The organism is Streptomyces sp. NBC_00287, assembly GCF_036173105.1.
Lineage (GTDB): Bacteria > Actinomycetota > Actinomycetes > Streptomycetales > Streptomycetaceae > Streptomyces.
Genome location: NZ_CP108053.1, coordinates 4,608,645 through 4,624,993, shown reverse-complemented (window position 1 = coordinate 4,624,993; position 16,349 = coordinate 4,608,645). Strand labels below are relative to the sequence as shown.

At 71.2% G+C, this 16,349-nt stretch carries 14 protein-coding genes, 1 tRNA gene and 1 other RNA gene; 10 read left to right on the top strand and 6 right to left on the bottom strand.

The window, feature by feature from the left end; translation table 11 throughout:
* Window positions 1-146: 146 nt before the first annotated feature.
* Window positions 147-1,556, bottom strand: a complete 1,410-nt coding sequence (locus OHT76_RS20990) for a M16 family metallopeptidase (RefSeq protein ID WP_328872386.1) — start codon at window positions 1,554-1,556, stop codon at window positions 147-149.
* 3 nt (window positions 1,557-1,559) lie between these two features.
* Window positions 1,560-2,894: a M16 family metallopeptidase gene (locus OHT76_RS20985; protein ID WP_328872385.1), complete on the bottom strand. Its 1,335-nt coding sequence runs from the start codon at window positions 2,892-2,894 to the stop codon at window positions 1,560-1,562.
* Between the two features lie 193 nt (window positions 2,895-3,087).
* Between OHT76_RS20985 and lxmK the strand changes: the two genes are divergently transcribed.
* From lxmK to OHT76_RS20960, 5 genes are all read left to right on the top strand, one after another.
* Entirely contained in the window at window positions 3,088-4,224 is a 1,137-nt protein-coding gene (gene lxmK / locus OHT76_RS20980; protein WP_328872384.1) for a class V lanthionine synthetase subunit LxmK, read from the top strand.
* Window positions 4,221-5,219, top strand: coding sequence for a T3SS effector HopA1 family protein (locus tag OHT76_RS20975; RefSeq protein WP_328872383.1), 999 nt, complete (start codon window positions 4,221-4,223; stop codon window positions 5,217-5,219). Before lxmK ends, OHT76_RS20975 begins: the two co-directional genes overlap by 4 nt.
* Window positions 5,216-5,527 (top strand): helix-turn-helix domain-containing protein, encoded by a 312-nt coding sequence (locus OHT76_RS20970; RefSeq protein ID WP_328872382.1) that lies wholly within the window; start codon window positions 5,216-5,218, stop codon window positions 5,525-5,527. The genes OHT76_RS20975 and OHT76_RS20970 overlap by 4 nt, the downstream gene beginning before the upstream one ends.
* A 220-nt stretch (window positions 5,528-5,747) precedes the next feature.
* Window positions 5,748-5,933: an LxmA leader domain family RiPP gene (locus OHT76_RS20965; RefSeq protein WP_328872381.1), complete on the top strand. Its 186-nt coding sequence runs from the start codon at window positions 5,748-5,750 to the stop codon at window positions 5,931-5,933.
* A 98-nt stretch (window positions 5,934-6,031) separates the two neighbouring features.
* Window positions 6,032-6,232, top strand: coding sequence for an LxmA leader domain family RiPP (locus OHT76_RS20960; RefSeq protein ID WP_015659229.1), 201 nt, complete (start codon window positions 6,032-6,034; stop codon window positions 6,230-6,232).
* Between the two features lie 70 nt (window positions 6,233-6,302).
* Here the strand turns inward: OHT76_RS20960 and OHT76_RS20955 are convergent, their stop codons facing one another.
* The 3 genes from OHT76_RS20955 to OHT76_RS20945 all read right to left on the bottom strand — a co-directional run bounded on the left by OHT76_RS20955 (window position 6,303) and on the right by OHT76_RS20945 (window position 7,597).
* Window positions 6,303-6,671, bottom strand: a complete 369-nt coding sequence (locus tag OHT76_RS20955) for a transcriptional regulator (RefSeq protein WP_328872380.1) — start codon at window positions 6,669-6,671, stop codon at window positions 6,303-6,305.
* Complete coding sequence (locus tag OHT76_RS20950; protein WP_328872379.1) at window positions 6,668-7,126, bottom strand: hypothetical protein; 459 nt, start codon at window positions 7,124-7,126, stop codon at window positions 6,668-6,670. Before OHT76_RS20950 ends, OHT76_RS20955 begins: the two co-directional genes overlap by 4 nt.
* Before the next feature lie 153 nt (window positions 7,127-7,279).
* Window positions 7,280-7,597, bottom strand: a complete 318-nt coding sequence (locus OHT76_RS20945) for a hypothetical protein (RefSeq protein WP_328872378.1) — start codon at window positions 7,595-7,597, stop codon at window positions 7,280-7,282.
* 240 nt (window positions 7,598-7,837) lie between these two features.
* Here OHT76_RS20945 and OHT76_RS20940 point away from each other — a divergent pair, with 240 nt between their 5' ends.
* Complete coding sequence (locus tag OHT76_RS20940) at window positions 7,838-9,628, top strand: ABC transporter ATP-binding protein (protein WP_328872377.1); 1,791 nt, start codon at window positions 7,838-7,840, stop codon at window positions 9,626-9,628.
* A gap of 75 nt (window positions 9,629-9,703) precedes the next feature.
* On the opposite strand, the gene OHT76_RS20935 is transcribed toward OHT76_RS20940, so the two are convergent.
* Window positions 9,704-9,791, bottom strand: a tRNA-Ser gene (locus OHT76_RS20935).
* A gap of 72 nt (window positions 9,792-9,863) precedes the next feature.
* Between OHT76_RS20935 and ffs the strand changes: the two genes are divergently transcribed.
* From ffs to OHT76_RS20915, 4 genes are all read left to right on the top strand, one after another.
* Window positions 9,864-9,962: signal recognition particle sRNA small type (gene ffs, locus OHT76_RS20930), an RNA gene on the top strand.
* A 59-nt stretch (window positions 9,963-10,021) separates the two neighbouring features.
* On the top strand, window positions 10,022-12,250 hold the full coding sequence (locus OHT76_RS20925; protein ID WP_328872376.1) for a DNA polymerase III subunit gamma and tau: 2,229 nt from the start codon (window positions 10,022-10,024) through the stop codon (window positions 12,248-12,250).
* Between the two features lie 108 nt (window positions 12,251-12,358).
* Window positions 12,359-13,609 carry a phosphoribosylamine--glycine ligase gene (purD, locus tag OHT76_RS20920; RefSeq protein ID WP_328872375.1) on the top strand — a complete coding sequence of 417 codons (1,251 nt, stop codon included), beginning with the start codon at window positions 12,359-12,361 and terminating at the stop codon, window positions 13,607-13,609.
* Window positions 13,610-13,914: 305 nt separating this feature from the next.
* On the top strand, window positions 13,915-16,146 hold the full coding sequence (locus tag OHT76_RS20915; protein WP_443049817.1) for a hypothetical protein: 2,232 nt from the start codon (window positions 13,915-13,917) through the stop codon (window positions 16,144-16,146).
* Window positions 16,147-16,349: the final 203 nt, after the last annotated feature.

Below are 16,349 nucleotides of genomic sequence, written 5' to 3'. Positions count from 1 at the left end.
AGTCCCAAGCCTTCGGTAACCTTCTTCACACTACCCCCATTTTAATTTTGAAAGACCTTCACATCGACTTCGCTGTGGTCAGCAGCGACCGGAAGATCTGTCCCTAATTTTATGGCGGTAGGTAATGAAGGGGCAATTTTCTTGAGCTAGTTGTGAGGTTCCGGTTCGATCCGCAGCAGCTCACGCAAGCCCGGTTCCAGCCGTTCCGCATCCCCCACGATCACGCCACTGAACGCCTCGGGACGGAAGAAGGTGCCCGCCGCCGCGGCGACCTCGTCGGCCGTCACCTCCCGCAGCAGCTCCGGGAAGCGGATCACCCGCTCCGGCTCATGGCCCAGGGTCACCGCGGTCAGCACGCTGGAGGCGAACCCCGCCTGGGAGGTGAGGGCGAGCATGGCCATGCCGATGGTGTACTCACGGGCCGCGTCGATCTCCGCGGCGGAGGGCGGGGCCTCGGCCAGCCGCCGCAGCTCGGCGAGGATCTCGCCGTACGCCTGGACGGTCGCGTCGGTGGCGGTGTCGGCGTCCACGGTGAGCGCCAGCCGGTCGAGGTGGTCCTGGAATCCGCAGTCGGTGCGGTAGGCGAGCCCCTTGGACTCACGGATGTTCATGACCAGCCGCGAGGAGAAGTACCCGCCGAACGCCAGGGCGGCGATGCTCAGCGCGGGGAAACGGCTGTCGAAGCGGGAGACCGCGTGCCGGGCCAGCCTGATCTGCGTCTGCACGGCACCCGCCCGCGGCACCAGAGCGACACCGCCGAGCAGGGCGGGAAGCTCCGGGTTCGGGGCCGGTTCGCCCGTGTCCTGCCACCCGGCGGTGGCCGCCTCCGCATGGGCCACCGCCTGCTCCGGATCCAGATCACCGACCAGCACCAGGACACCGCCGCGGGGCCGGACGCGCGCCGCGTGCATCTCCCGCACCCGGTCCGCGGTGACCCGCTCCGCCTCGGCGGCCAGGGGCACCTCCCGCAGTCCCGGCACCTCTCCGTAGCAGTGCGCGAACAGCGCCTCCTGGGCGATCACCTGGGGCTGCGCCCGGATGACCGCGATCTGCCGCGGCATCCGGGCCCGCACCCCGGCGATGTCCTCCTCGTCGTAGGACGCCGAGGTCAACGCACCGGCGAGCGCGTCCAGAAGAGTGCCCAGGGCGGGTCCGGGAGCGGAGGCCGAGATGTTCAGCCTGCCTGCCGAACGGTTCGCCTCCAGGCCGATGCCCAGGCGGGACAGCTCACCGGTCCCGCCCCGGAACAGTTCACCGGTCCCGCCCCGGAACAGTTCACCGGTCCCGCCCCGGAACAGCGTCGCGGCCAGGACCTCGCCCGTCGCCGCCTCGGCGTATGTGCTCGCCGGGAGCGGCAGCGCCATCCTCAGCTCGACCATCGGGACGGACGGGCGCCGGACGGCGATCACGCGCAGACCGTTCGGCAGGACGGTGTCGAGGGGCGTCGGCATCGTGTGCAGGGTGCGGCCGTCGAGCGGCGGCAGCCGGCGGGGACCTGCGGCCGTACGGCCGATCTCCTCGGCGCTTCTCAGGGACGGTCCGGATTCGGGGATCAAGGCTCAGCCTCCGGTCGGGACGGGGTGGGCGGCCGTGGCCGGTGCGGGACGCGGGCCCGGTACGGCCTGGTCGGGGCGCAGGCTCAGCACGGCCCGCTGGTCGGGGCGCAGCCGACGCGCGGCCAGCGCGACGTCCTCGGCGGTCACCGCGGCGAGGCGGTCCGCGATGGAGCCGGCCAACTCGGCCCGCCCGAACAGCAGTTCCTGGGCGCCCATCGCGCGGGTCAGGGCGGCCAGCGAGTCGTACGCCCGATGGGTGCGGGCGGCGCTCAGGGCCGTGGCCCGCGCCAGCTCCGCCTCCCCGGGCCCGCGGCCCGCCAGGTCGGCCAGCTCCTCGTCCAGTACGTCGAGCAGCTGATCGGTGGTGGTCTGCGCCGGATGGGTCGCCACACACAGGAAGGTGTCCGGATCGCGCGCCTCCAGCGGCCCGAACAGACCGCAGCCGGTGCTGACATCGGTCACGGTCGCGGTGCGGTGGACCATCCGCCGCTTGAGGCGGGCGTCGTCGCCGCCGGTGAGGAGGGCACCGAGGATCATGTGCGCCACATAGGCGTCCAGTTCGGTACGTGCGTCGGGCAGCCGGTATCCGATCGCCGTGGCCGGGAGCGGCGCGTGCCGGTCGAGGTGCTCCCCGCGCAGCTCACCGGCCGGGAGCGGCTCCGTAAGGTCGACGGCCGGGCGCGGGGCACGCGCGGCGATGTCGTGAAAGTGACGGTGCACCAGCTCCGCCGCCCGGTCGGGGTCGAAGCCACCGGCGATCGTGAGGACGGCGTTGCCCGGCGCGTAGTACGTGTCGAAGAACCGGGCGCACTCGTCCACCGTGGCCTGTTCCAGATCACTGAAGTCGCCGTATCCGTTGTGCGCGTTGGGGAACGTCGAGTAGAGCAGTCCGGGAAGAACGGTCCAGGGAAATCCGCCGTAGGGCTTGTTCAGCACATTGAGGCGAATTTCCTCCTTCACCACATCCAGTTGCGTCCGCAGGTTCTCCGCCGTCAGTTTCGGCGCGCGCATCCGGTCGGCCTCCAGGAACAGCACACGCTCCAGCGCCGCCGAGGGCACGACCTGGTAGTAATCCGTGTAGTCCTGATGAGTCGATCCATTGGCCGAGCCGCCGGCCGCCTGGATCTGCCGGAAGTGCTCGAGCCGGTCCACGCTCTCACTGCCCTGGAACATCAAGTGCTCGAAGAGATGGGCGAATCCGGTACGTCCTTCGGGCTCGGACCGGAATCCGACGTCGTAGTGGACGCTGACGCCGACGGCGGGCAGTGCCGGCATCGGACAGAGCACCGCACGAAGGCCGTTGGGCAGAGTGAGACGCCGCGGTATCGGAATGGGCATGGCGGTCACCATAGGCGGGCCGAAGGCGCGGTGAGAACAACGCAGAAACCCCGTTTCTTGCACCTCGGAGCCGCGGCTCGCCGGTGTACCGGTGCCGTGCGACCGGGAAATGTTGCACCCGGCCCCAACCCAACAAATCCCTTGGATGAGCCACTTGTTGCCCGTCTTCTCGGCCCGTTCCTACGCTGCGGCCGTGAATACTGACCAAGCATCGAAGCCCTCGCTGACCCGCGCCCGCTTCGAACCGGTCCAGCTGGACAAGGTCCCTGAAGTCGGCGCCTTCCTGGACGGGCTCGGCCTGGGCGGCTTCGACGCGGACACCGTCGTCGCCCATGTCGGCCGCAACGACACCTGGGCCGGTACGACGACCAGCGGCGCGAAGGTCTTCGTCAAGCGGGTCGGTGGTGAACCGGGGGATGTGCTGCGGCGATTCGGACGTATCACCCTCTTCGAGGAGATCGCCGCTCGCCTCGCGGGCGGCACCGAACTGCGGACCCCGGCCTTCCTGGGCGCCGACGAGGAAAACCGGCTCGTCGCCTTCGAGCACCTTGAGGAGGCCCGCTCGGGCTCCGAGCTGTCCGCCGACGACAGCTTCGACGACGCGCTGTGCCGCCGGGCCGGCCGGATCCTCGGGACGCTGCACTCCCTGCCGGTCGAGCCGGGCACCCTGGACGAGGCCCCGCATCCGCTCCCCGCCATCGAGGACTTCGAGGCCCTCACCCTGCCGGTCTTCGCCTCGTCCTGCTTCGCCGAGATGGAGGCATGGACGCTGCTCCAGCGCGACGCCGAACTGGTCCAGGCGCTACGGCGGTTGCGGGAGCGGGAGCTGGCCGCCCCGAAGGTGCCGGCCCACTGCGATCTCAGGCTGGACCAGTACCTCGTCAGCGACGGAGAGCTGTATCTCACGGACTGGGAGGAGTTCCGCTACGGCGACGCCGCCCGGGACGTCGGCGGTTTCGTCGGCGAGTGGCTCTACCGGGTCATCCAGGGGATCCCGCAGTCCATCGGCCGCGAACCGGGCCATGTCTTCGGACAGGACGCCTCCCACGAGGACATCCTCCGGCACGGCGCACTGGAGATCGACCGACTCCGCCCGCGCATCACGGAGTTCTGGCAGGGATACCACGAGACCCGCCCGGCCGCCGACGAGGACTTCGTCCCCCGCGTCGCGGCCTTCGCCGGCTGGCACATGCTCGACCGCATGCTCGCCGGCGCCCGCTATGTCGTACGGCTGACGGCCGGCGACCGTGCCGCCGCCGGCATCGGACGCACCGTACTGATGGCGCCGCACGACTTCATATCCGTCCTGGGCCTGGAAGGCACCTCGTGACCACCACCGCCGGGCTCATCGCCCCCGAAGTCTTCGCAGCTCTGGAACAGATCGAGGTCACGCCGGGCGGCCTGACCGCCCTCGTCGGCGAGGAGAAACTGGCCGCCGAGAGCCCCGGTGACCTCGTCAGACAACTGGGCAGCACGCTCTACCAGACCCTGCACGCCGCCATGCCGGAACAGACCAAGGCCCGCAAGCGCAGTCTGCGCGACCCGGAGTTCGAGGAGCGCTTCGCCGCCGCGATGCCGCACCGTGGATCGCTGGTCCGGGCCGAACTCGTCGACGCCCGGGTCAGGCCCGGCGACGGCGTCGTACCGGACACCGTGATCGCCGACGTGGACGGGATCCGCGTACGGGTGCCCACGACCGCCGTCGTGGAGCAGCCGCCCGGCGGGGCCGAGGGCCCGGCGGTCCTACGGCTGCCGGCGGCCCGGCCCGCGCTGTCGCCGGGCTTCTTCCTCGCCGACAGCTCCCGCGGACGCTCCCGCGGCCCCCAGGTCCTGCGGGTGTACCTCCACCTCACCGACGCGGAGTCCGCGCCGGACGTCTGGGGTGCGGTGCTGACCCGCCTCGAGGGGCTGGGCGTGCGGTACCGGGCCAAGGTCACCTCCGGCACCCGGCTCTTCCCGCGCCGGGACGGACTCGTGGTCTATCTCGGCCCCGACGCCTGGTACGCCGTGGACCAGCTGGTCGCCTCCGTCGAGGGCCTGCCGGGACTCGGCACCGAGACCTCGCCGTTCGTCCGCCGTCTTGCCGACGGCGTGGGTGCGGCGTGGGAGCCGGACGACCCGCGGCCGGGCAAGCGCGGACTGAGCTTCGGCGAGCATCGCTGCCAGGCGGTCGCCGAGGCGCTGGTCGGGCTCGCCGTGCGCGCCGACGGCGAGGGCTCGCGGGAGGCGGCCGTCGCCGAGGCGTTCTTCAACGCCGGGGTGGACCCGCTCATGCCGGCCAGGAACCTGGGTTCACCGGTCGTGCCGGGGATCGCGCCGGTATGAGCCTGGCGCCGGAGGAGATCGCGGACCTGGTGGTCCGGGTGATCACGGCCCGCGAATCCGTGCCGGAAGCCGCCAGGCGCGCCCAGGTCTCCACCCGGTCCGTCGAGACCTGGCGGCAGCTGTTCCTCGACGGCGGCCTCCAGGCGCTGGAGGGGGCAGGACCGCGCCGGCCTCCGACGCGGGAAAGCCTCCTGGAGAAAGAAGTCGAGTCGCTGAAAGAGGCGCTCGGAGAAGTATTTCTGGAATTGGACGTCTGGCGGGATCTGCATCAGGCCCGGCATCCCCAGCATTCACGGCGGATCCGGTGAGCCAGTTGATAGCGGTCGTCGGAGAAAAGTCCAGGTCAGCGCCTGATCCCGCCTCGATCGCGATTAATTTGGCCATGGAATCGGCCCGGCCCCTGTGATCGAATGAAGTCACTCCGGAAAGGGGAAAACCCCGGCCCGGAAATGCAACGGATTCAACAGATCCAACAGATTCAACAGATCCAACAGATTCAACAGATTCAACAGATTCAAAGGAGACCTCATGAACACCGCTGAGCAGCTCATCGCCGGTTACGCCGCGTACACCAACGCCGAGGAGTTCGGTGCCAGCGCCGGTCCGGACGCGCCGGCGATCACCATCACGACCGTCTCGTCCCCGGAGTGCGTCTACTTCTCGCTCAGCGCCGTCTCGGGCAGCATCGCCACCACCAAGGGCTGGGGCTGCTGACCTGCGCTTCCGGGCGCTTCGAGCGGGCCGCGCCCTGAGCGGCGTACCCGCTGTGCACCACCTGTCATGACCAGCTGAATCCTGTCGAGGAGACCTTCATGAACACCGCTGAGCAGCTCATCGCCGGTTACACCGCCTACACCAACGCCGAGGAGTTCGGCGCCGGTGCCACGGCCGAGAACCCGGCCATCACCCCCACCCTCCTCAGCTTCATCGGCGGCTCCAGCGGCGGCTGCGGCGGCGCCGTCAGCGCCATCTCGGGCGCCAGCGTCGCGGGCACCGTGAACTGGGGCTGCTGAACCAGCGACCTCACGAGCACCGCTGGGCGCCTGTCCCCCCACAGGCGCCCAGCGGTGCTTTCGCGTCCCGTCATGCCTCGGGTGCCGTGCCTTCGGCTCCCGCGCGGTGGGCGGCCTGCGCGATCTGTTCCAGCGCGGCCAGATGCGAGGCGAGCGCCTGGCGGCCGGCGAAGGTGAGCGAGATCCAGGTGCGCGGGCGCTTGCCGAAGTACCCCTTGCGGACGCTCACATAGCCGGCCTTCTCCAGCGCCGTGACCGTCTTGCTCAGCACGGAGTCCGATACGCCGCAGTAGTCGCGTACGGCCCCGAACTCGGCCTCCGCGCAGCCGGAGAGGAACGCCGCCACCATGAGCCGTGTCGGATGATGGATCTCCTTGTCCAGCGCGGGAGGGACCTGCGCGGGAGGGACCTGTGCGGGAGGGACCTGAGGGTCGCTCATGACGCCTTCCCGACCTGCCCAAGGCCCCGCGCCCAAGTGACCAGACCCGCGACGACGCCGAAGCCCGTGAGGCCACCGGCCGGACCGAAAAGGGCCCAGGCGAGCAGCCCGACGACCAGCGGCGCGGCCGGAAGTCCCCAGGACTGCCACGGCGACCGCGTCCCGCGCGGCGCGAACCAGGGGGCGACTCCGCCGTGGTGCATGCCCAGCCACTGCGCGCCCAGCAGTCCGACGAGACAGACGAGGGCGACGCCGACGAGAAGCCCGCTGAGCTGCGACTCGACCAGGGACAGCCCCAACGCGGTGAAACCCCCCGCGCACAGCAGGCCCTGCACCGCGGGAAGCCAGCCGGGCACCGCCCGGGGCCGGGCGGCCGCGGCCCGCGCGGCCTCGGAGCCGCGCAGCGCGGCAGCGGCCGCCTCGGGGTCGGGTCGTGTCGCTTCGGTGCCGTTCATGACGCGTGAACCCTTCGCTGAGTGATGCCTGTGATGGCTACTGTTCCAATGTGGCACGTACTTTCCAGTCTGGCAAGTACTTTCCGGTCGAGGGAAGCAAAACGCTCGGCCGGGAACCCCGGCCGAGCGTCGATGTCGTAAGGACCGCGCAGGTCAGACGGCCTGCTTGGCGTCCTTCACCAGTGCCGCGGCGGGCGCGAGCCCCAGCCCCGGCAGCGCCTCACGCACCGCCTTGATGGCGGCGACCTCATGCGTACGAGGGTCGATCCCCTGCTCCCCGAGCACCCGCACCACCCACCGCACCCGAGGATCGGACCCGCCGAACCCGTCGAGGATGCCCAGCGCGGCCCGCAGCCCGGGCTCCTCGACCGCCGACGCACCGGCGAGCGCCTGCCGTACGGCCTCCCGCGCCTCGTCGAGATCGCTCAGCGCGATCAGATGGGCTTCCTTCTTGCCGAGGCTTCCGAGCATGTCCCGTCCCTTTCTGTCTCCACCTACGGGTCGCCGTCACGCTACATGCGACAGGTAAGCGGACAACGGTGGGTACGACCCGCCCACCAACTTTGCCGAGCGTGCAAGCGAGCCATTTCATATGCGGCATGACATGTATTCCACGGCCGTAAGCCCCGACAAATGAAGGGCATTACTTTTCCGAACCGCCCTGTGCTGGAATTTCCCACGGAATTGACCGTTTCAGGTGGGAGTGCAGACATGGCGGCAGACCGAATTCCCGCGCCGGAAGAGCGGAGGCTACGACTCGGCGCCGACCTGATGAGCGGTCACCGACCGCACCTCGCGGCCTCCGCGCTGCTCGCCCTGCTGTCGACGGCCTCGACCGTGGCCGTACCGCTGATGGTCAGGGACCTCGTGGAGGCGCTCGCCGAGGACGGCGGACTCCTGTGGCCGGTGACCCTGATGGTGCTGGTCGCCCTCGGCGGCGCGCTGGCGGCGACGGCCTCCGGATTCCTCCTCGCACGGATCGGCGAGCAGATGATCCTCAGGCTCCGGGCCCGGGTCATGGACCACACCCTGCGCCTTCCCCTGCACCAGGTCCGTGCCCAGGGAGAGGGCAACCTCGTCGCGCGCATCACCTCGGACGCGATGATGCTGCGCTCGATCGTCGACATCGGCGCCATCCAGCTCCCGCTGGCCGCGCTCACCGTGGTGTTCACGCTGGTGGTGATGAGCGTCCTGGACTGGGTGCTCGTACTGATCACCATCGGTTCCTTCGCGCTCGCCGGCGCGGCGATCGGCTTCGTCGTCGTACGTGTCCGGCGCAGCGTCATCGAGCAGCAGACGGCCCTCGGCGAGCTGGCCCAGCGGTTCACCGCCATGCTCGCGGCGCTGCCCACCGTGAAGGCCTACCGGGCCGAGAGCCGCGCAGCCGGATCGCTCGGCGAGGACGCCGGCCGGCTGACCGAATCGACGCTCGTCAGCGCGCGGCTGCAGTCACTGATCGGCCCCGTGATGGGACTCGGGCAGCAGATCGCCCTCGTCAGCATCATCCTCGGCGGTGGTGCGCGGATGGCGGCCGGCGACCTCACGATGCCGGACTTCACCGCGTTCCTGCTCTATCTGCTCCAACTGGTCGCCCCCGTCGCCTTCGTCGCCTCCGGCATCGGTCAGCTCCAGGCGGGCCTGGCCGCCCGCGCCCGGTTCGACGAGCTGCTCGCCCTTCCGCAGGAGACGGACGGCGCGACCGACAACGGCCCGGTGCCCGACCAGGACGCCCCCGCCGTCGAATTCGCCGATGTGTCCTTCGCCTACGACGGCGAGCCGGTCCTGGCCGGGGTCTCCTTCACGGCACCGCGGCGCGGACTCACCGCGCTGGTGGGCCGCTCGGGCGCCGGCAAGTCCACGGTCCTCACCCTCGTCGAACGCTTCCTGCACCCCGGCTCCGGCACCGTCCGGGTCCTCGGCCACGACGTAGGCGCCTGGCCGCTGGACCAGCTGCGCAGGCGTGTGGCGTACGTCGACCAGTCCTTCACCCTGCTCGAAGGAACCGTCCGCGACAACCTGCTGCTCGGCTGCGACGCGGCGCCCGACGCGGTGCTCGACGACGCGGCCCTGTGGCAGGCCCTGGAGGCGGTGTCCCTGCGCGAGGCCGTGGAACAGCTCCCCGAGGGGCTCGACACGGTCCTCGGCCGCGCCACCGACCTCTCCGGCGGCCAGCGCCAGCGCCTGGCCCTGGCCCGGGTGCTCCTCACGGACGCCGACGTCGTCCTCCTCGACGAGCCGACCTCACAACTGGACAGCATCAACGAACACCGCCTGCGCGACCTGGTCGACGACCTCGCGCAATCCCGCAGCGTCATCGTGGTCGCCCACCGCCTGTCCACGGTCCAGCACGCGGACCACGTCCTCGTCATGGACTCCGGCCACGTCCTGGACACGGGCACCCACACCGACCTCATGTCCCGCTGCCCGCAGTACGAAGACCTGGTCCGCAGCCAGCAGTGGACGACGGAGAACCCCCCACTCCTGACGGCGACCCCCGCGTAACACTTGAGAACGCACAACGACGAAGGGCCCCACCGCGAACGGTGGGGCCCTTCGACATCGTGCCCGGTGAGGCACTGGCGGAGGATACGAGATTCGAACTCGTGAGGGGTTGCCCCCAACACGCTTTCCAAGCGTGCGCCCTAGGCCTCTAGGCGAATCCTCCGCCGCAAACAATACAAGACGTTGAGGAGTGCTCGCGAACTCGTTCCCACCCCCTGCCATCGGGTACTGTTTGGGCAGCCCCTCACGCGGCGCTATCTGACTGAACTCCCCCAGGGCCGGAAGGCAGCAAGGGTAGGTCGGCTCTGGCGGGTGCGTGGGGGGCGCTTGCGTTCCCGGGCGGAGCCCCTGCGTGGGGCCGGGTTGTCAGTGGGCGCCTATAACCTCGTATGCGTGTCGTCTCTCGCGCTGTACCGCCGCTATCGCCCGGAGTCGTTCGCCGAGGTCATCGGGCAGGAGCATGTCACCGACCCGTTGCAGCAGGCGCTGCGGAACAACCGGGTCAATCACGCGTACCTGTTCAGCGGCCCCCGCGGATGCGGCAAGACCACCAGCGCGCGGATCCTCGCCCGGTGTCTGAACTGTGAGCAAGGTCCTACGCCCACCCCGTGCGGGGAGTGCCGATCCTGCCGGGATCTGGCGCGGAACGGCCCCGGATCCATCGACGTCATCGAGATCGACGCGGCCTCGCACGGTGGTGTGGACGACGCCCGTGAGCTGCGCGAGAAGGCCTTCTTCGGGCCCGCGGGCAGCCGCTACAAGATCTACATCATCGACGAGGCCCACATGGTCACGTCGGCCGGGTTCAACGCCCTGCTCAAGGTCGTCGAGGAGCCCCCGGAGCATCTGAAGTTCATCTTCGCCACCACCGAGCCCGAGAAGGTCATCGGGACGATCCGGTCGCGGACCCATCACTACCCCTTCCGGCTCGTGCCGCCGGGGACCCTCAGGGAGTACCTCGCCGAGGTCTGCGGGCGCGAGAACATCCCCGTCGAGGACGGCGTCCTCCCGCTCGTGGTGCGCGCCGGCGGCGGTTCCGTGCGTGACTCCATGTCCGTCATGGACCAGCTGCTCGCCGGTGCGCGGGAGGAGGGTGTGACGTATGCCATGGCCACCTCCCTGCTCGGGTACACCGACGGCTCGCTGCTCGACTCCGTCGTGGAGGCCTTCGCGACCGGTGACGGCGCCGCCGCCTTCGAGGTCGTCGACCGCATCATCGAGGGCGGCAACGACCCCCGGCGCTTCGTCGCCGACCTGCTGGAGCGGCTGCGGGACCTGGTCATCCTCGCCGCCGTCCCGGACGCGGTGGAGAAGGGGCTGATCGACGCCCCCGTGGATGTACTGGAGCGCATGCAGGCCCAGGCAGGCACCTTCGGCGCCGCCGAGCTCAGCCGCGCCGCCGATCTCGTCAACGAAGGCCTGACCGAGATGCGGGGCGCCACCTCGCCCCGACTCCAGCTCGAACTGATCTGCGCGCGCGTGATGCTGCCCGCCGCGTACGGGGACGAGCGTTCGGTCATGGCGCGGCTGGACCGGCTGGAGCGCGGCGTGAACTTCTCGGGGGGCGGCGCGGCTCCGGCGATGGGGTACGTGCCCGGGCCCGAGGCCCACGCGCAGGTTCAGGGGCCGGGCCAGGCGGCAGCGGTTCCGCCGGGTAGCGGCCCGGCGGCGGCTCGCGCGGCGGTACGGGGGCCGGGGGCTCCGGGTGGTCAGCCTGCACCGGCTGGTCAGCATGTATCGGCCGGTCAGCCCGCCCCGGCTGTTGAGCGACCCCCGGCGTCCCAGGCTCCCGAGCCCACCCCGGCCCCCGAGCCCACACCGGCTCCACCCGCGCCCGCCCCCGGCGCCTGGCCCACCACCGCCACCACCACTTCCGGCGGCGGCGGCCGCCGCCCCGGCGGCTGGCCCACAGCAACCCCCGCAGGCACCGGAGCCCAGCCCGCACCCGCCCCCGCACCGAGCACCCCCGCGCAGGCCCCCGCTCCCACCCCTGCCCCCCAGCCCGCACCCACGCCCGCAGCGGCCCCCACCGGCGGCCTCGACCCCCGCACGCTCTGGCCGAACATCCTGGAGTCCGTCAAGAACCGCCGCCGTTTCACCTGGATCCTGCTCAGCCAGAACGCCCAGGTGACCGGCTTCGACGGCACCACCCTCCAGCTCGGCTTCGTCAATGCCGGCGCCCGCGACAACTTCGCGAGCAGCGGCAGCGAGGACGTGCTGCGACAGGCGCTCGCCGAGCAGTTCAACGTCCAGTGGAAGATCGAGGCGATCGTCGACCCGTCGGGCGGCGGCGGCTCCGCCCCCGCGCAAGGCGGTTCCGGTTACGGCGGTGGCGGCTACGGCGGCGGTGGCGCTACGGCGTCCCCCACGCGCCCGGCACCTCCCCAGCCCACGCCCCCGCCCGCCTCCACGGCCCAGACACAGGCGGCCCCCGCACCGGCGCCCCGCACCCCTGCCCCCGCGGCCCAGCCCCCGGCCCCGGAGCCGCCGCCGCCCGTCGCCCCCGAGGACGACATCCCGGAGGACGACGATCCGGACCTCAATGAATCGGCCCTCTCCGGCTACGACCTGATCGTCCGGGAACTGGGCGCGACGGTGGTCGAGGAATTCACGAACGAGTAGCCGCCCCGGACAGCGGCCCAGCTTCGTACGAACCCACAACCCCCGCCCACCCCTCCCTTCAGCAGCCCGCACAATCCCGCCACCCCCGCTCCGGTTAGGCTGACCCCCGTGAAGGTCCTCGTCATCGGTACCGGCGCCCGCGAACACGCCCTGTGCCGCTCCCTGTCCCTCGACCCCGACGTCACCGCGCTGCACTGCGCCCCCGGCAACGCCGGTATCGCCGAGGTGGCCGAGCTGCACCAGGTCGACGCCCTCGACGGCGCCGCCGTGTCCGCGCTGGCCACTCGGCTCGGCGCCGACCTGGTCGTCGTAGGGCCGGAGGCGCCCCTCGTCGCGGGGGTCGCCGACGCCGTGCGCGAGGCGGGGATCCCGGTCTTCGGCCCCTCCGGGGAGGCCGCGCAGCTCGAGGGCTCCAAGGCCTTCGCCAAGGAGGTCATGGCGGGAGCCGGGGTCCCGACGGCACGGTCGTACGTCTGCACGACGCCCGAGGAGGTCGACGAGGCACTCGATGCCTTCGGGGCCCCCTACGTCGTCAAGGACGACGGTCTCGCCGCCGGCAAGGGCGTCGTCGTGACCGCCGACCTGGAGGCCGCGAGGGCGCACGCCAACGCCTGTGAGCGGGTCGTCATCGAGGAGTTCCTCGACGGCCCCGAGGTCTCCCTCTTCGCCATCACCGACGGTGAGACGGTCCTGCCCCTGCAGCCCGCCCAGGACTTCAAGCGGGCCCTCGACGGGGACGAGGGGCCGAACACCGGCGGCATGGGCGCGTACTCCCCGCTGCCCTGGGCCGACCCCAAGCTGGTGGACGAGGTCATGGAGACCGTCCTGCAGCCCACCGTCGACGAGATGCACCGCCGCGGCACCCCGTTCTCCGGACTGCTGTACGCCGGTCTCGCCATCACCTCCCGGGGTGTACGCGTGATCGAGTTCAACGCACGTTTCGGTGACCCCGAGACCCAGGTGGTCCTCGCCCGTCTGAAGACGCCGCTCGCCGGTGTCCTGCTGGCCGCGGCCAAGGGCGACCTCGCCGACCTGCCGCCGCTGCGCTGGAGCTCCGACGCCGCGGTCACCGTGGTCGTGGCCTCGCACAACTACCCCGGCACCCCGCGCACCGGCGACCCGATCACCGGCCTCGACGAGGTCGCCGCCCAGGACGCCCCGCACGCGTACGTCCTGCACGCCGGGACCAAGGCCGACGGTGACGCCGTGGTCAGCGCCGGCGGCCGCGTCCTGTCGGTCACGGCGACCGGCGAGGACCTGGCCGAGGCCCGCGAGCGCGCGTACCGGGCGGTCGCGCGCATCCGCCTCGACGGCTCCCAGCACCGTACGGACATCGCGGCTAAGGCCGCCGCCGAGTAAGGGGCCGTAAGCCCTCCCGGTGAACCGTCCAGGCCCCGGATCCGTCTCAGGAACCGGGGCCTGATGCTTGCTGTCCGTCATCCACCTTTCCCCAGAGCCATTCCATCGAGTGACCGCTGCCCCATCCGGCTGACGGGGGCCGGACCCCCAACTAGGGTGCGGCGCAAGTGTTCCGGCACTTGGCCCACCGGCATTGCGATGTCAGTGGCGGGTGCCACAGTGGGGGAGTGACCAACACCAGGACAGGTTGGACAGGCAGCGCAGCCTTGACGGCCCGCGCATCGGGGAGGGGGTGAGGTCCGGTCGTGACCGGTATGGGTGTGGAGGCGGGCGCGCAGACGGCGCGTTCCCGGGCGCTGGCCGTGCTGCGGATCCGTAGCCGGGCGCTGGCTGTCGCCCTGTTGCCCGCGGCGTTCGCCGTGGTGCTGCTGGCCGGCGGTTCCACCGGCCACCTCGTGGGCCCCGGCTGGCATGCCGCCCGCTGGGCCGTGAGCTGCGTCGCCGTGCTTGTGCTGCTGGCGGCGGGCGGAATCGCGCTGGTCGTGGCCCGTTCGCGGCCGGCCGTCAGTCCGACGGTCCCGATCGCGGAGGAGTCGGCGCCCGATCTGTACCGGATGGTGCGCGACCTGGCCGACCGCCTGGACGTCCCCGCACCCTCCGCGATAGCGCTCACGCCGGACTGCGACAGCTGGCTGGAGGACCGCACCCACCCTGCCCACGGCCCGCCCCCGCGTGAGGACCGCGACGAGCTCACGAGCGGCCTGCGCGGCCCGCACCGCCGAGCCACGGCGGCCCCGGTCCTGGTCATCGGCTCCCCGTTCCTGTGGTGGATGCGGGTGGGCGAGCTCCGAGCCGTCCTGGCCCCGGTAGTAGCGGGTACTGGTCCCTCGGCACACCCCGACATAGCCGCGGCCCGCCGTTTCGTACGAGGCCTGGACGCGGCGGTGGCAGTGACCTCGGCCCCGAACCGGGGCCCGTTGTCCCGAGCCGTCCTGTCCGGCGTCGGCAAAGTGGCCCGCCTGCTGCTGCGCAGCTGCCGGGAACACGCGGCGCAGATGGAGCGAGGGGTGGCCGCGGCGGCTGCGGAACGTGCACAGGCTGTGGATTACGGCCTGCGCATCGTCGCCCAGGAACAGGTGGGCCTCGCCTACGCGGGCTGGGACCGCCTCCTGACCCGAGTGGCACTCCCCGCCTGGCGCATGGGCCGCTGGCCGTCCCGCCTGGACGCGGGAGTAGTAGCGGCCCTCACAGAACTCTCCCGCCGAGACCGCCTGGCCGAGGGCTTCGCCTCCCGCCTGGGCGAACGCCCGGCGTGCGACCTCCTGGAAGAGCCGGGCGCGGTAGACGAAGCGGCATCCCTTCTGGCCGCCCGCCTTTTCCACGGCGGCCCCGCGGAAACGGGCCCCGACTGGTCCCCAGTGGACTGGCAGGAGTACCCGGAGGAGGTGGTGGACCGCAAATGGCGCACAGACGCAGCCCGCCTCCACAAGGTCCTGAACACCCTGGGAGTCCGCCCCCCGGACCCCCACGCCGACGGCCCAACCCTCTCCAGAGTCCTGAACCACTTGTCGACCCCACCCACACCACGCCCGGTACCTACGGCCGACTCGCCGACGCCTGCACCTAGCTCGACCCCGGAAGCCTCGGCGGCCGACGCAGCGAGGGATGCCTCTACGGCCGACGCAGCGACGGATACCTCTGCGCCCGGCTCAGCGAGGGATGCTTCGGGGGTCGGCTCGGCGGCGGATGCCTCTGCGCCCGGCTTGGAGAGGGAAGCCTCGGGGTTCGGCTCGGCGAGGGATACCGCTGCCCCCGGCTCGGCGACGGATGCCTCTGCAGCGGACTCGGCGAGGGATGCCTCTGAGCCCAGCTCGGCCACCGATGGACCCACAGCCGACGCAGCGACAGAACCACCCACAGCCGACCCCGCGACCCAGGCCCCCACCCCCGACGCGGCCCTGCACAAGCCCACCCCCGCCTCGGCAACAAACGAGCCGGTACCCACCTCGGCCACGCACACCCCCGCACCCGCCGACGGCGATACCGCCCCACAGGGGCCACCCGCACCCGACCATGAAAGCAGCACGGGTGGTGCGGGTGGGAACACAACAAGTGCCGAAGGCGAAGCCGAGGCCGAGGAACCCGACAGCGAACGCTGCGCCACCCTCGCCGCAGGCCTCACCGCAGAACTGGCCCGCGAAGAAACCCCCACCCACCCCACCACCACTCCCACCCCCGACACCACCCTCTGGGACGACGGCACCCTCCCCCTCTTCCCCCTCCAACCCCCGCGCTCCGCCCGAGAGTTGCTCGCAGACCACGTCACCGCCATGGTCTGCTGCGCCGCCATGGACACCGCAGGCGCCACCCCCGGCCTGGACTGGCTCGACGGCCCCACCCTCCTCATCAACGGAGAACGCGCCGCCGACCTCACCCCCCGAGTCCTCAGCCTCATCGAGGACGGCGACCCGGCCCCCCTGAAGGCCTGGCTGATCAAATCCGGCATACGCCCGGAAAAGCCGGTACGCCTCGTCTGACAGCCCGAACGGCCCGAACGGACTGACGCACAGTCGCAGAACTCCCCGCCCCAAAGCCCCCCGTACCGGAACCCCCAATTCCACTTTCGGCCAATTCGCAACGAATAGTGACAGCATGCGTGCGCAATGTGATGTGCTGGGACCAATCGCGCACATGGCAAGGGCTTGCGACATACGACCGTCACAAGGGCGCCATAACAACC

What these genes read in the sequence shown, in the direction of transcription:
- OHT76_RS20985 (WP_328872385.1), bottom strand. Translation starts at nt 2,894, where the DNA reads ATGCCCATTCCGATACCGCGGCGTCTCACTCTGCCCAACGGCCTTCGT.
- OHT76_RS20970 (WP_328872382.1), top strand. Translation starts at nt 5,216, where the DNA reads ATGAGCCTGGCGCCGGAGGAGATCGCGGACCTGGTGGTCCGGGTGATC.
- OHT76_RS20965 (WP_328872381.1), top strand. Translation starts at nt 5,748, where the DNA reads ATGAACACCGCTGAGCAGCTCATCGCCGGTTACGCCGCGTACACCAAC.
- OHT76_RS20960 (WP_015659229.1), top strand. Translation starts at nt 6,032, where the DNA reads ATGAACACCGCTGAGCAGCTCATCGCCGGTTACACCGCCTACACCAAC.
- OHT76_RS20955 (WP_328872380.1), bottom strand. Translation starts at nt 6,671, where the DNA reads ATGAGCGACCCTCAGGTCCCTCCCGCACAGGTCCCTCCCGCGCAGGTC.
- OHT76_RS20950 (WP_328872379.1), bottom strand. Translation starts at nt 7,126, where the DNA reads ATGAACGGCACCGAAGCGACACGACCCGACCCCGAGGCGGCCGCTGCC.
- OHT76_RS20945 (WP_328872378.1), bottom strand. Translation starts at nt 7,597, where the DNA reads ATGCTCGGAAGCCTCGGCAAGAAGGAAGCCCATCTGATCGCGCTGAGC.
- OHT76_RS20940 (WP_328872377.1), top strand. Translation starts at nt 7,838, where the DNA reads ATGGCGGCAGACCGAATTCCCGCGCCGGAAGAGCGGAGGCTACGACTC.